Annotated in this window: 12 protein-coding genes and 1 rRNA gene; 3 read left to right on the top strand and 10 right to left on the bottom strand. The window is 53.5% G+C overall.

The window, feature by feature from the left end; all coding sequences use genetic code 11:
- Positions 1-14: 14 nt before the first annotated feature.
- The 9 genes from AC06ND_RS05905 to AC06ND_RS05865 form a co-directional block, all read right to left on the bottom strand.
- Entirely contained in the window at positions 15-1,334 is a 1,320-nt protein-coding gene (locus AC06ND_RS05905; RefSeq protein WP_475678070.1) for a PSP1 domain-containing protein, read from the bottom strand.
- A gap of 5 nt (positions 1,335-1,339) precedes the next feature.
- On the bottom strand, positions 1,340-2,479 hold the full coding sequence (locus AC06ND_RS05900) for a DNA polymerase III subunit (protein WP_475678069.1): 1,140 nt from the start codon (positions 2,477-2,479) through the stop codon (positions 1,340-1,342).
- Entirely contained in the window at positions 2,476-3,477 is a 1,002-nt protein-coding gene (locus AC06ND_RS05895) for a polyprenyl synthetase family protein (RefSeq protein WP_475678068.1), read from the bottom strand. Before AC06ND_RS05895 ends, AC06ND_RS05900 begins: the two co-directional genes overlap by 4 nt.
- 133 nt (positions 3,478-3,610) lie before the next feature.
- Positions 3,611-4,162, bottom strand: coding sequence for an outer membrane beta-barrel protein (locus AC06ND_RS05890; protein ID WP_475678067.1), 552 nt, complete (start codon positions 4,160-4,162; stop codon positions 3,611-3,613).
- A gap of 1 nt (position 4,163) precedes the next feature.
- On the bottom strand, positions 4,164-4,478 hold the full coding sequence (gene trxA / locus AC06ND_RS05885) for a thioredoxin (RefSeq protein ID WP_475678066.1): 315 nt from the start codon (positions 4,476-4,478) through the stop codon (positions 4,164-4,166).
- A gap of 100 nt (positions 4,479-4,578) precedes the next feature.
- On the bottom strand, positions 4,579-4,866 hold the full coding sequence (locus tag AC06ND_RS05880; protein ID WP_475678065.1) for a PG0541 family transporter-associated protein: 288 nt from the start codon (positions 4,864-4,866) through the stop codon (positions 4,579-4,581).
- 4 nt (positions 4,867-4,870) lie between these two features.
- Positions 4,871-8,002 (bottom strand): efflux RND transporter permease subunit, encoded by a 3,132-nt coding sequence (locus tag AC06ND_RS05875; protein WP_475678064.1) that lies wholly within the window; start codon positions 8,000-8,002, stop codon positions 4,871-4,873.
- A 24-nt stretch (positions 8,003-8,026) separates the two neighbouring features.
- The gene (locus AC06ND_RS05870) at positions 8,027-9,061 is read right to left on the bottom strand and encodes an efflux RND transporter periplasmic adaptor subunit (protein WP_475678063.1); all 1,035 of its coding nucleotides are present in this window, start codon (positions 9,059-9,061) and stop codon (positions 8,027-8,029) included.
- A 29-nt stretch (positions 9,062-9,090) separates the two neighbouring features.
- Positions 9,091-10,512, bottom strand: a complete 1,422-nt coding sequence (locus AC06ND_RS05865; protein WP_475678062.1) for a TolC family protein — start codon at positions 10,510-10,512, stop codon at positions 9,091-9,093.
- Between the two features lie 131 nt (positions 10,513-10,643).
- Between AC06ND_RS05865 and AC06ND_RS05860 the strand changes: the two genes are divergently transcribed.
- The 3 genes from AC06ND_RS05860 to AC06ND_RS05850 are packed head-to-tail and all read left to right on the top strand — an operon-like array spanning position 10,644 to position 13,778.
- Positions 10,644-11,564 carry a helix-turn-helix domain-containing protein gene (locus AC06ND_RS05860; protein WP_475678061.1) on the top strand — a complete coding sequence of 307 codons (921 nt, stop codon included), beginning with the start codon at positions 10,644-10,646 and terminating at the stop codon, positions 11,562-11,564.
- A 41-nt stretch (positions 11,565-11,605) separates the two neighbouring features.
- Positions 11,606-12,487, top strand: a complete 882-nt coding sequence (gene lgt, locus AC06ND_RS05855; protein WP_475678060.1) for a prolipoprotein diacylglyceryl transferase — start codon at positions 11,606-11,608, stop codon at positions 12,485-12,487.
- Positions 12,488-12,506: 19 nt separating this feature from the next.
- Positions 12,507-13,778, top strand: a complete 1,272-nt coding sequence (locus tag AC06ND_RS05850) for a phosphoglycerate kinase (protein ID WP_475678059.1) — start codon at positions 12,507-12,509, stop codon at positions 13,776-13,778.
- A gap of 145 nt (positions 13,779-13,923) precedes the next feature.
- Here AC06ND_RS05850 and rrf read toward each other — a convergent pair.
- Positions 13,924-14,016: ribosomal RNA gene (rrf, locus tag AC06ND_RS05845) — 5S ribosomal RNA — on the bottom strand; the annotation flags it as partial.

Raw genomic sequence — 14,016 nt, 5'->3', positions numbered from 1 at the left:
CGACACCGCAGTATCTATTCTGTCTTTGGAGCTTCCTTCTTAGGTCCGCCCTGATGGCCTTCGCCGCGATTGCGGTGACGATGCCTTTCCTTATGGCCGGCAGGCTTCGGTCCCCTTTCCTCTGCACGAGCCTCCTGAGGCGCTTCTGCCTGAGGAGCGGCACCCTGCTCAGCATTCTGCGCAGGCTTCGGCTCCGAAGATGGCTTCTTGCCGCTCTTCTTCTTGCGGTTTTTCTTCTTGCGAGACTCATCGAAGCGAGAGATGCTGTCGTCTCCCACAGAGGTTACGAACTCCGGTGCCACAGGGACTGGATCCTCCATGAGCGAAGGTCCCTTGATGCCGTTGCGGTTCATCTTGATAATCTCACGCACCTCGTAGGCAGGAAGCGGGAAAAGGTTTGCGAGGGAGCCCTGGACATAAGAGAAATACATGGTCTCCTTCAGGATATCTGTCTTCATCAGGTATGCGAAGCCGTCCTCGAGGTCGAGAGGTCCGTTCACGCGAGGGATACGAGTCTGTGCATCCATGTATGATGCGGTCTCATAGTTGAGGCAGCACTTGAGCTTACCACACTGACCAGCGAGCTTCTGCGGATTGAGAGAAAGATCCTGGACGCGCGCAGCCGAAGTCGAGATCGACTGGAAGGCGGAGATATAGTTCGAGCAGCAGAGCTCACGTCCGCAGACGCCCAGACCTCCGATGAGGCCGGCCTCCTGGCGTGCTCCGATCTGCTTCATCTCGATTCTGATGCGGAACTCCTCCGCGAAGACCTTGATGAGCTGGCGGAAATCCACACGACCGTCGGCGATGTAGTAGAATATGGCCTTGGTGCCGTCACCCTGGAACTCCACGTCACCGATCTTCATCTCGAGACCGAGCTCCGCAGCGATCTGGCGTGAGCGTATCATCACCTCATGCTCCCTTGCAATGGCCTCCTGCCACTTCTCAATGTCGAAGAGCTTGGCCTTACGATAGATCTTCTTGAGTTCCTGAGTCTCGGGGTTCACCCTCTTGCAAGCCATCTGGCGTGCAACGATAGGGCCCTCGAGGGTTACGATGCCAAGGTCGTGACCTGTAGCGGCCTCGACGATAACCATATCGCCCGTCTTCACGGTCTGGCCGGAAGTGTTGCGGTAGATTCCCTTCCTGGTATTCTTGAACCTGACCTCGAAGAAGTCCTTGTACTGCTCCTGGCCCACACCCTTGAGCCAGTCGTACACCTCGAGCTTGCAACAGCCCTGACGGTAGTTGCAATCTGCCTCTCCTGTCTCGGTACGTGTCACCGTGCATCCTCTTGCGCAGTCGTACTGTATTGTCTCGTTACTGTTGTCCATATCTGTTATTGAACGCTGAAAAACACCCTGTTGGCCAGGTCGCAGAAGAGTATCTTCTGATTGACGTTCCTCTCGAGCAGGGACACTGTCTTGTCGAGGTAGTCCATCATCCTGCCGCAGAACTTCTCCGGGAGGCGTGAGGCCAGGGTGGTTATATAATCACGCTCCTGCTCGGATACATAAGCGATCTGAGGGAGCTTGTTCTGTATCATGTACACCTTTCTGACACATTCGCCCGCGAAAGTGCAGAAGGCCTTCTGTTTTTCCCTGGATTCCAGGGACGCAATGTTCTCGGCCGCATCGAGAACCGCATTGAGGTTCTTTCCGAGCGCGCCTTCCATCATGTCGGCGAAGATGTCCAGATAACGCTGCCTGTCCTCGCCCGCCTTTATCGTACGAAGCGCCGCACCGACGCTTCCCCCGGATACGCCAGCCTCGCTTGCTGCCTCCTCCGGATCAACCTCGAAGGTATCAACGAGCACCGCAGCTACGTCCTCCTTGGAAAGAGGAAGCACCCTGGAGCTCTGACAGCGGGAGAATATGGTCTGCATAACCTTCTCCGGACTGTGCGTCACGAAAAGGAACACCGTCTTCTCCGGCGGTTCCTCGACTATCTTGAGGAGCTTGTTCGCGGCAGCTGCATTCATCTTCTCCGGCTGGAGGAAGACCACAGTCTTGTAACCATCCTCGACCGACGAAAGTGAAAGCGTGTCCGTTATGTTCTTGGCCTCGCCCACCGATATCGCACCCACCTTGGATTCGATTCCGAGAGCCTCCGAGAGGTCACTCTCCATGAAGTACGGATTCGCCGTAGCGAGTTCCCTGAAGTACTTCATGTAGGTTTCCGAGGTCACGTCCTTGGTCGCAAGGGAACCGCTCTTCGAACCGGTGTTGGTCGGATATACGAAGTGCATGTCCGGATGGATGAGCTTCGAGATCTTGTTGCAGGTAGGGCACTCTCCGCAGGAATCGCCGTCATGCCTGTGAGGGCAGTTGAGATACTGGATATAGGCAATGATGAGAGGAAAGGCTCCGCAGCCCTCGTTCTCGAAGAAGAGCATGGCATGGGCCACCCTTCCGGTGTCCGCCATGTTCACCAGAGCCCTCTTCACGTCTTCGTTGCCCCTTATATCCTTAAACCTCATATCGTTCTGTCACCTACATATTTGGCAAGCGCCACAAGGTATTCCTTCTCCTTCGACGGTGCGAGCACCTCAAGGTCCTTGAGCGCTCCGTCCAAGATATCCGACATCCTCTTCCTCGCGTACTCGATACCTCCGTTCTCCCTGACGAAGCGCACGATCTCGTCGCGGTTCTCCGGATGGATATCCACGTTGGAAATCATTTTCCTGATCCTGGCTTCATCCCTGGCGCCGGCCTTGGCAAATGCACCGAGCAAAGGAAGGGTGACCTTCTTCTCGAGTATATCGGCGCCCGTAGGCTTGCCTATGTTAATTCCTTCGGAATAGTCAAAGATGTCGTCCCTTATCTGGAAAGCCAGTCCTATGGCCTTCGAGAAGTCCGCCATCTTTTCCTGAAGTTCGCGATCTCCTCCCACGGCAATCACCGCACAGCGCGCAGTGACCTCGAAGAGGGTCGCCGTCTTGTTGTATATGATACGGAGATAATCCTCCTCCGAGGTATCTCCTGACCATGCCTTCTGCAGCTGGAACATCTCGCCTTCCGCAAGGTTGCTCAGGGTCTTGGCGAAGATTCTGATGACCTCGGAATTGTCATGCTCCGCGCTGAGTATGCAATCCACAGCCTTCACGAGCCAATAGTCTCCTACCAGCACGGACACGGAAGCACCCATCTGCGAGTAGAGAGTAGGTCGGCCGCGCCTCTCGTCGCTCTGGTCTGCGACGTCATCATGGAGCAGCGTGGCGTTATGCAGGAGCTCGCAGGCCGCGGCAAAATGCCAGCTGTCGTGCGAGAGCGTCCCTTCGAAACCCTCCTTGCCGGCCATGCACGCACGTCCGATGAGAAGGGAGAGCATTGGCCTCATCTGCTTTCCGGACGCCTCGAGTATGGCCGCATTGGTGGTGTTCAGCAGCGAAATGTCACTGTTGAGCATCCTGCTGATGCAGTCCTGGGTCTGTTTCCAGTCCGACCCGAGAAAATCCTTGAGTGTCTTGAGATCCATTTGTCTATCTGAACATCATGGCGGTCAGTTCCTCGACCGTCTTTGGGAAATGAATGAGCTTCCCGGATTCCTTGTCGAGCATCTCCATAGCCACGAAATGGTCGAGCAGTAGACTACGATCTTCTTCTCCATGCTAGAAAAGGAATGCGAGTGAAAGGGTCGTGCACCTGTAGGCCCAGGCAGGCTCTTCGCCGGCTGCCACCTTTCTGTGAGGGTTAAGGTTCCAGTTGTATCTTGCGGAAATCTGGAGCTTCCATATCTCGATTCCGCCGCCGACTCCCACTCCACCATTCACGTTGGCAGGATCCACGATCGGAGTGCCGAGCTTCGGAATGTTGAATCCTATGTACGGAACCACCTCGACGAAAGGTCTGAAGAGGAGGAGGTCCGGGCCCCACTGGAAGGCCACGGGTATCTCTATCGAGCCCTCTCTCAGCGCTGCGGTCTTATCCTGGTTGTTGGCACCCTTCATCATCAGGAGCACAGACGGCTGCACCGAGAAGCCCTGAGTGAACTTGTACTGGTAGGAAAGACCGGCATGGTAGAGGGTCGCCGTCCTCAGATCCAGCTCCGCTACCTTGGGGGCATTGGAGAAGCTGAGGCCACCCAGCACGCCGAAATGGCTCTGGGCAGATGCCGCTACCGTAAGGACGAGAGCGGCGAGGATTACGGCAAGTCTCTTCATCTTACAGGAGGCTGTCGATGATTTCCTTGAGTTCCGCCTTCTCCTTGTATCCGACGGAGGTCTTTGCGATCTCGCCGTCCTTGAAGAAGATGAGTGTCGGGATGCTCATGATACCGAGCTGAGCGGGAAGCTCCTCGTTCTCATCGATATCGCACTTGCCCACGACTATCCTATCCTTGTATTCGTCTGCGATCTCCTCGACCACCGGTGCGAGCATGCGGCATGGATTGCACCAGGTTGCCCAGAAATCCACCATAACCACCTTCGAAGACTTGATGGTCTCGAGGAAATTGCTGTCTGTTACTATCTTTTCCATAAAAGCACTTTTTGTCTAATCTGCAAATATAAAAAAAATTACGGACTGGCACCACCGTGAAGGAGATGCCAGTCCGCGGAATATGTTATTTCGTCTCTTCTTACTGGTCTATAGACCAGGAGAAAGCGCGAAGACCAAGTTCAGGAGTGAGCTCATCCCTCTTCCTGATGGCTTCGAGAATCTCCTTGCAACGGCTATCCTCAACGAAGGTGAGGATGGCGTTGTTCATGGTCGGCCACGCGTGCGAGCCCTCGTGAGGCTCACCGTCGAAGCTTCCCCTGCCCTGGACTTCATCCCAGAGGGTATAGCCCCTCGTGCCGTTCTCCTCAAGAAGCTCCACGAGCTCCTTGTAGTATGCCTGGTTGTATGATAAGAATATTGCTTTCATGACTTTACTTGCTAAATTTCTGGTCACTGGCAGCCTTGCGGGCGGCCTTGCGAGCCTTTGAGTTTTCCTGCCACTCTGCGAAGAGGCTGTATGCAGTAGGGATCACGAAGAGGGTGATGAGTGACGAAATTGAAAGACCCCATACGACGGTGATACCGAGTCCTCTCCACATCTCTGAACCCTCTCCCTTGCCCAAAGCCATAGGGAGCATACCGAGCACTGTGGTGAGAGTGGTCATGAGGATAGGACGGAGACGGCTGCCGGAAGCGATCACTACCGCGTCGTTGATGTTCTTGCCTCTCTCCCTCTGGAGCACGGTGTAGTCGATGAGCACGATACCGTTCTTTACCACGATACCCATGAGGATGAGGACACCGATGAAGGCCATCACGCCGAGCGCAGTCTTCGTAGCCCAGAATCCGAGGAGCACTCCGGTGAATGCGAACGGAACTGAGAACATGATCACGAACGGACTGAGGAACGACTCGAACTGGGACGCGAGCACGATGTACACGAGGATCACGATGAGGATGAGGAGCATGATGAGATCCGAGAAGGTCTCCTGCATGTTCTCGAAGTCACCGGAGATCTTGATGTCGAGCTCTCCCGGGATCTCTGTCGAATCGATGATGGACTGAGCAGCCTCGACACCCTTGCTGAGGGCGTATCCGTCTGCGAGCACGCAGGTCACGCTGACCATACGCTCACGATTCTTGCGGACGATATCAGGAGGAGTCTGGGACTCGATGACACGTCCGAGGTCCTTCACCTTCACACCCTGTCCGCGGTTGTTGTAGATGGTGATGTTCTCGATGTCGGAGATGCTCTGACGGAACTCCTTCGCATATCTTACACGGATGTTGTACTCGTCACCGTCCTCACGGAAATATGACATGGTCGAACCGCTGATACATGAGCTCACGTATGAAGCTGCGGTAGTACTGTTGAGGCCGTTGAGCGCAAGCTTGGTACGGTCGAAATCGACCTGATACTCAGGAGTGTACTCATCACGGCTGACGGTTGCCTCGGAGAAGCATTTCTGCACGCGAAGCTTCTCTGCAAGTTCAGCCATGACTGCATCAGTGGTACCGAGGTCATATCCGTAGATCTCGACGCGGATGCTAGACTGGCCGCCCATTCCGCCGCCACCTTCGCTGACCTGATATTTCTTGATCTCGGAATACTCTCCGAGTTCCTTACGCATAAGGTCTGCAATCTCACCGCAGGAACGCTTACGGAGCTCCATGCTACCGAGGTTAATATCATAGGATATGATGTGGCTACCGTTGTTCCTCATCGATGCGAACGCGTTCCTTGAGTCTGCCTGTCCGAATGAAGTGTTGAGGAGCTTGATCTCAGGATACTCAGAAATGAGCCTCTCAGAAAGGCCGAGGGCAAACTCCCTGGTAACCGACTGCTCGGTACCTACAGGAAGCTGGATAGTGATAGAGATACGTCCCTGGTCCTGCTTAGGCATGAACTCGGTCTCGAGCTGAGGACCGAATACGACAACCGAACCCACGAAGATACCGAGCGCGATTCCGAGCACGGTCTTGCGGTGCTCAGTAGACCATCTGATGGACTTTGAGTATGCGTTCGAAAGACCGTCGAGGAATCTGTTGATAGGACCGAACACGACGTTGTAGAACTTTCCGTGATGGATGTCCTTCTTCATCATCTTCGAGCACATCATAGGCACGAGGGTAAGAGCCGCAGTGGTAGACACGATCATGATGATGCTGACGATCCAGCCGAGCTGCTTGAAGAGGATACCTGCCATACCGGACACCATGGTGAGAGGAAGGAACACGCAGAGCATGGTGAGGGTAGATGCGATGACGGAGATACCCACCTCGCTTGTCGCATGCACGGCAGCCTCCTTAGGCTTCTCGCCGCGTTCGATATGGGTTGTGATGTTCTCAAGCACCACGATCGCGTCATCGACGACCATACCGATCGCAATGGAGAGCGCGGACATTGAGACAATGTTCAGCGTATTGCCAGTCATCAAGAGGTAGATGATTGATGCGAGCAGCGCGATAGGAATGGAGAGGACGATGATGAAGGTCGCGCGCCATCTTCCGAGGAAGACGAACACGACGAGCATCACGACTATGAAGGTGATGAGAATGGTCTCCTTGAGGGAGTCGATGGTGTTGATGATGTTCTCGGAACCATCCATGACCACGGTAAGGTGGACGTCTGAAGGAAGGTCCTTCTCGAGCTCAGGAAGCTGGGCCATGATCTTCTTGATGACATTCACGGTATTTGCACCGGACTGCTTCTGGATGATGATCCTGGCTCCCTGCTCTCCATTGGTGTATGACTCCTGGAACTTCTCCTCGACGGTATCGCTCACGGTTGCGACATCCCTGAGGTACACGACCTTTCCGTTGGAATTGCCGACAACCACGTCGAGCATTTCGTCTGCAGCATGGAACTCCTTCTCTACGCGGACGGTGTAGGTGTTGGAACCGACATCGATGCTACCGCTCGGTATGTTCCTGTTCTCCTGAGCGAGGGTCTGCGAGATGCCGGCCACGGTGAGGCCATAAGCCTCGAGCTTGGTCGGATCGCAATAGATCTGGATCTCACGCTGAGGAGCACCGGTCACAGACACGGTACCCACTCCGGAAACGCGGGCAAGCGGAGTGGCGAGCCTGTCGTCGAGCAGCTTGTCGAGCGCGTTGATGGACTGGTCCGCTGTCGCGCTGAGGATGAGGATAGGCATATCATCCGCACTGAACTTGAAGATGGTAGGGATGGTAACACCGTCTGGAAGGTATGAATTCACCATGTCAAGCTTGTCTCGCACATCGTTGGTAGCGACATCGATATCGGTACCATACTCGAACTCGAGGCTGATGACACAGGTGTTCTCTCGTGAGGTAGAGGTGATGTTCTTGAGGTTGCTGACACCGTTGAGGGTGTTCTCGAGGACCTTCGCGAGGTTGGTCTCGACATCCTCAGCACTCGCGCCCTGGTACGAAGACATCACCATGATGTAGTTCGACTCGAACTCAGGCAGGAGGTTGATGGAAAGGTTCAGCAGCGAGAACACACCAAGGATGGCGAAGGTAACGAACACGAGCATGGTCGTCACCGGATTGTTCACCGCTTTTCTATATATACTCATAGTTGGTTTTCTTTTTGTTTGATGCTACTTCTCGGAAGCCTCGACCTCGATTCCGTCCTTGATACGGATCTGGCCTTCGGTAACCACATAGGCGCCATCCTCGATTCCGCTGAGGATCTCGGCAGAAGTGTCGAATCTCACACCTACTTCAACCTTGACGAAGGATACGGTCTTGTCTGAAGGGTTGTAGACATAGACGAACTTGTCGCCCGAGCCCTGGAGACGAACGAGTGCCCTGTCTGGGACGACAACGCTGTTGTTCTCGCCGAAGCCGACAGAAACCCTTGCATACATGCCTGGACGGAGCTTCCTGTCACGGTTGAGCACCTTGACCTCCACGCTGAAGGTATGCGAAACAGGATCGATGGTAGGATAAAGTCTCTCGACGGTACCCTCGAAATTCTCACCAGGAAGGGCATCGACCTCGATGCTGACCTTGTCGCCCTTCTTGACCTTGGTGTAGTCAGACTCGGAAACGCCGACGAGGAGCTTCACAGGAGTGATTTCCTGCACGGTGAAGATTGGCTGGCTCATTGAGTACATGTCGCCCTTGTCGTAGTTGCGCGCGGTCACTACGCCGGTGATTGGCGAACGGAGCACGGTATTCTCGAGAAGGTTCTCGTATGAGGTCTTGCGCACGTTGTATGCGAGAGAGATCTGGTCGAGGTCAGACTTCGATACGCCACCGACCTCGTAGAGGCCCTTGATGCGGACGAACTCGGTGCTGTCGTTCGCGAGCTGCATCCTCACCTGCTCGAGGTTGGCGACGTCCATCCTCGCAAGGATCTGTCCCTTAGACACGAAATCGCCGATCTCCACATTTATCTGCTTGATACGTACCACTGACTGTGGTGCGATGTTGTTCACTACGTTAGCCTGTACGGTAGAAGTGTATACGTTCTTCTGAGGAACGATCTGCCTGCCTACCTGAGCGATGGTCACCTTAGGTGCGGCTGCCTCTGCTTCTTCCTCTGCAGCCTCTGTCGAATTGTTGTTCGCACATGAAGCCGCCAGGGCAACCATTGCGAATACACTGAAAATTCTTGCTGTGTTTTTCATATAGTTTTTTCTCATTTTTCTGTTTGGACTTATTCTTCGTAGAGGAAATCGCTGCTGATCATCTTCTCGAGATTAGCCTTTGCCACGATGAAGTTGTAGACAACCTGTGACTGACCGAGACGGGACTGCACGAGCACGAGGGTCGCGTCGTTGAGGTCAGTGAGGGTCGCCCTGCCGAGTTCGTATGACCTGTTCATGATTTCGAAGCTCTTCTCTGCCGACTGCACTGCATCGAGGGATGAGTAGTAGCTCTTCATGCATGAAGACATAGTGTTCACATAGTTCTGCGCGGCGATGCGGAGCTGGCGCTCTGTGTCCTGACGGGTAAGCTGGATCTGCTCATACTGGTTCTTCGCCTGACGCACATCGTTCATGCGTTTGAATCCGGAGAAGATAGGGATGCTGAGCGTAAGGCCTGCGTAAGAGTATGGGAACCAGCTGAGCTTCTTGATCGGGTCATTGGCCACCGATGAATAGGTGATGTTGGCCATGAGCGATACGGTTGGCACGAATGCGAGCTTCTGAAGTTTCCAGGTCTGCTGGAGCATGTCGGCCTGAAGGTCGAGCTGACGCATTGCCGAGTTGCCCGAAAGGTCGAGAGAATCCGTCTGGGTGAGGTCGTAGAAGAGGGTCTCAGCGTAGTCGTTGAGCTCACCGACGGTGTCAATGTTCATGTCGAGGTCCACTCCCATCACGGCCTTGAGCTGCCACAACGCAAGGAACACGGAGTTCTCCGCGTCGTAGAGGTTCGGGATCGCGTTCGAAACATTGGTCTTAGCACGGAGGTACTCGAGCTCCGAAGCCTTCTGCGCCTTGTATTTGAGTTCGATCTTGTCAAAGTTTGCGACAGCATTGTCATATACGGTCTGGTATACGTCGAGAGCCTCCTTTGCGAGGAGTGTCGCGAAGTATGCCTGCTTCACCTGGTTGACCATGTCGAGCTTCGATGACCTTGCCTTCTCGACCGCGGTCTCGACGCTGATGTCCGAAATCTTGAGACTCTTCCAGAGCTGAGGGTTGATGATTGGCATGCTGAGGGCAGCTCCCACGTTGAAGGTGTTGGAGTTACCGATCTTGGTATCCTTCATCATGTCTGAGAAACCGCCGTCACCCATCATGGCACGGATATCGTTCTTGATGAGTGTCCTCTGGTATGAACCTGTTCCTGACAACTGAGGATAGAGAGATGAGTAAGTGCCCTTCTTGGCATACTCGCTCCTCTGGATTTCCTTGTCTGCGATCTTTACAGCGACGTTCTCGCTGAGGGCGATCTTGAGAGCCTGCTCGAGAGTGATGGCAACCGGGCTTTCAGCAGCCTCTGCCTCCTCCATTATCTGCTGTGCCTCCGTCTTCTCCTGAGGCACCTGTCCCTTGCGATACTGAGCTGCCGCATCAGGCTGCATAAGCAGGGTAGCGGCAATGATCGCAAATCCGATTAATGACTTTTTCATTACTTAAATAGCTTTTTCACTTTTTCCCACGCAAATATCAAACCATATTTTTATATTTGTTTGGTAAAATATTAGGGTAGCTTGGTATTTTGTTGGGATTATTTTAAATTTGTTTAAAAATTGGGCAAAAGATGTACTACGACAAGATAATCCACCGGGAATCCATCATTGCAGAAAGCCATATAGACGATTACCTCGGATGCTGCGAAATCGGAGGCAATGACATCGTGTCACTGCCGTCAGACAGAAGCAGCAAGTGGTTCTATATCATCCTCTGCAACAGAGGAGAAGTCGTGGAAACCGGTTCGGAGGGGGCCACGACCATCAGACGCGGCATAGTCAACCTCTCGATGAACAGCAAGTGCACAGGGCTCGAATTCAGGAAGAACTTCCACGGATACCTCGTGGCAATAGAGAACAGCATCCTGCTTGACATCATCAGGAATCGAAGCCCGTTCCCAGTTCCGTCAAGGGAACTTTTCCGCGCAACCAACCACTCTGTCGAGCTCGAGACCCACACGATTAGGATACTCTCCAAGGACTGCAGGGCCATGCTCGGAACGCTGAGCAACAAGGAACATAGCCTAGCCCAGGAGCTCAACTACGCCAACCTTTATATATTTCTCATAGACCTCGCAGACATAGTATGGCGCGGCATGCAGACGACCAGGAGCCAAATACAGCACCTCAGCCGCCCTCAGGAGATATTCATGAGCTTCATGGAAAGCCTTCATGACCACATAGAAGAAGAGACTTCCGTCGCATTCTACGCGTCGGAGCTCTTCCTGTCGAAGCCATACCTTTCCGAAATTGTGCTCAAGGAGACCGGGCGCACGATAGGAGCAGTCATCGATTCCTTCCGCTACGACTGGTGCATGAAGTACGTCAACGACCCGACCTACACGATAAAGCAGATCGCAGACAGGATGTCCTTCACGGACCAGTCTGCATTCGGAAAGTTCTTCAAGAAACACTCCGGAAAGTCCCCCGCAAGCTACAGGAGGGAGATGAAGATTTCTCTGTTGTCCCGTAGGGACATACAGAGTTTGTAAAAATTTTCTATATTTGTGTTTCCATAACAACGGATTGATCAATGATTGACCTTCTATCGATAAACTGGCACGTCAGCCCTGAAATTTTCAGCATTGGAAGTTTCGCATTGAGATGGTATTCTCTGCTCTTCGTCAGCGGATTCATCATCGGTTGGTTCATCTTCAAGAGATTCTTCAACAAGGAGGGCATCCCGGAGACTCTTCTCGACCCGTTGCTCTACACCCTTCTACTCGCCACCATCATTGGCGCGCGTCTAGGTCACTGCCTGTTCTACCAGCCGGACTACTATCTGACCAGTTGGGACGGTTTCTGCGAGATATTCATGCCATGGAAAGGCGGACTTGCCAGCCACGGCGGAGCAATTGCCTTGCTGCTTGCGATGTGGTGGTTCTCCAGACATTACGGCAGGAAATATGATTTCGACTATCTCTGGATCATGGACCGTCTGGTCATAACCGTCTGCTTCGCTGGCGCACTGATCCGTCTGGGCAACCTCTTCAACTCAGAGATATATGGTGATGTCACCAGCCTCCCATGGGGCATGATCTTCGAGCTCAGGGGCGAGACGCTCCCCAAGCATCCGACCCAGCTCTACGAGGCGCTCAGCTATACGATTCTCGGTATCGGCCTCATCCTCGCTTATGAGAAAAGGCTCGACAAGCTCAAGAGAGGTGAAATATTCGGCATCTTCCTCATCTGCCTCTTCGGAATGAGATTCCTCATCGAGTTCATCAAGGAGCCTCAGGTGGGCTTCGAGGAGGACATGATCTTCAACATGGGCCAGCTCCTCAGCGTTCCGTTCATCATCGCAGGTATCCTCATCCTTATATGGAGCCTGCTCAAGGGAAAGCCTGCAAGGGCAATCCATCCTACCAAGGCCAAGGCAGAGCCGACCCACTACGCAAAATCACTGAACAAATAAATCAAATCTTATATTTATTATGGCACAGAACATTAACAATTACGACTTCTCTGGCAAGAAAGCTATTGTCAGGGTTGACTTCAACGTTCCTCTCCAGGACGGCAAGATCACTGATGACACCCGTATCAGGGGTGCTCTCCCTACCCTTAAGCTCATCCTCGAGAAGGGTGGCGCACTCATCATCATGAGCCACATGGGCAAGCCAAAGGGCAAGAAGAAACCAGAGCTCTCACTCAGCCAGATCGTTGACGCTGTAAGCGCAGCTCTCGGCACACCTGTAAAGTTCGCTCCTGATTGCGCTGACGCTTCAGAGGCAGCAGCTGCCCTCAAGCCAGGTGAGGTACTCCTCCTCGAGAACCTCCGTTACTATCCAGAAGAGGAAGGCAAGCCAGTAGGCATCGACAAAGAGGATCCTGCATACGACGAGGCAAAGAAGGCCATGAAGGCAAGCCAGAAGGAGTTCGCAAAGAAGCTCGCTTCTTATGCTGACTGCTACGTGATGGACGCATTCGGTACTGCACACCGCAAGCACGCTTCTACCGCGGTCATCGCTGACTACTTCACCGAGGAGAACAAGATGCTCGGTCTTCTCATGGAGAAGGAGGTTAACGCAGTTAACGCTGTCCTCGGCGACATCAAGCGCCCATTCATCGCTATCATGGGTGGTTCAAAGGTATCATCTAAGATCGGTATCATCGAGAACCTCCTCGGTAAGGTTGACAAGCTCATCCTCTGCGGTGGTATGACTTATACTTTCTCAAAGGCACACGGTGGTGAGATCGGTACCTCTATCGTTGAGATGGACAAGCTCGATGTTGCTCTCGGTGTTGAGGAGCTCGCAAAGAAGAACGGCGTTGAGCTCATCATGGCTCCAGACGCAGTTTGCTGCAACGGTCTCGACTTCGGTACCATGACCGTAAAGGAGGGTGCCAAGACTGAGGTTTACGCTGCTAACGCTATCCCTGCTGACATGGAAGGTCTCGATGCAGGTCCTGAGGCACAGGCTAATTTCGCTGCTGCAATCAAGGGCTGCAAGACTATCCTCTGGAACGGTCCTGCAGGCGTATTCGAGTGCGACGACTTCTGCGCAGGTTCACGCGCTATCGGTAACGCAATCGCTGAGGCAACTGCTGAGGGTGCTTTCTCACTCATCGGTGGTGGTGACTCAGTTGCTTGCTGCACCAAGTTCGGTCTTACCGACAAGGTAAGCTACATCTCAACTGGTGGTGGTGCTCTTCTCGAGGCTATCGAGGGTAAGGTGCTCCCAGGCGTAGCTGCAATTCTCGGCTAATCTGATCCGCTATCCAACATAGAAGGCCGACCCTTATCGGGTCGGCCTTATTATTTTACTGCGATTCTGTCTGGACGGCGGCCATCGCGGACCGAATATATACAAAAAAAGAGACCCAGGTCGTGTGACCTGAGTCTCTTAGGAAGCGCGGCAGCTACCTACTCTCCCACTTGGTGTAGCAGTACCATCGGCGTAAGCGAGCTTAACTTCTCTGTTCGGAATGGGAAGAGGTGGATCC

It is taken from the genome of Candidatus Cryptobacteroides sp., assembly GCF_056207615.1.
This window is presented reverse-complemented; position numbering and strand designations above follow the sequence as displayed.

Excerpts from the sequence above, each read along its gene's own strand:
- AC06ND_RS05905 (WP_475678070.1), bottom strand. The coding sequence starts at position 1,334 with ATGGACAACAGTAACGAGACAATACAGTACGACTGCGCAAGAGGATGC.
- AC06ND_RS05850 (WP_475678059.1), top strand. The coding sequence starts at position 12,507 with ATGGCACAGAACATTAACAATTACGACTTCTCTGGCAAGAAAGCTATT.
- AC06ND_RS05890 (WP_475678067.1), bottom strand. The coding sequence starts at position 4,162 with ATGAAGAGACTTGCCGTAATCCTCGCCGCTCTCGTCCTTACGGTAGCG.
- AC06ND_RS05900 (WP_475678069.1), bottom strand. The coding sequence starts at position 2,479 with ATGAGGTTTAAGGATATAAGGGGCAACGAAGACGTGAAGAGGGCTCTG.
- lgt (WP_475678060.1), top strand. The coding sequence starts at position 11,606 with ATGATTGACCTTCTATCGATAAACTGGCACGTCAGCCCTGAAATTTTC.
- AC06ND_RS05895 (WP_475678068.1), bottom strand. The coding sequence starts at position 3,477 with ATGGATCTCAAGACACTCAAGGATTTTCTCGGGTCGGACTGGAAACAG.
- AC06ND_RS05870 (WP_475678063.1), bottom strand. The coding sequence starts at position 9,061 with ATGAAAAACACAGCAAGAATTTTCAGTGTATTCGCAATGGTTGCCCTG.
- AC06ND_RS05860 (WP_475678061.1), top strand. The coding sequence starts at position 10,644 with ATGTACTACGACAAGATAATCCACCGGGAATCCATCATTGCAGAAAGC.
- AC06ND_RS05875 (WP_475678064.1), bottom strand. The coding sequence starts at position 8,002 with ATGAGTATATATAGAAAAGCGGTGAACAATCCGGTGACGACCATGCTC.
- AC06ND_RS05865 (WP_475678062.1), bottom strand. The coding sequence starts at position 10,512 with ATGAAAAAGTCATTAATCGGATTTGCGATCATTGCCGCTACCCTGCTT.
- AC06ND_RS05880 (WP_475678065.1), bottom strand. The coding sequence starts at position 4,866 with ATGAAAGCAATATTCTTATCATACAACCAGGCATACTACAAGGAGCTC.
- trxA (WP_475678066.1), bottom strand. The coding sequence starts at position 4,478 with ATGGAAAAGATAGTAACAGACAGCAATTTCCTCGAGACCATCAAGTCT.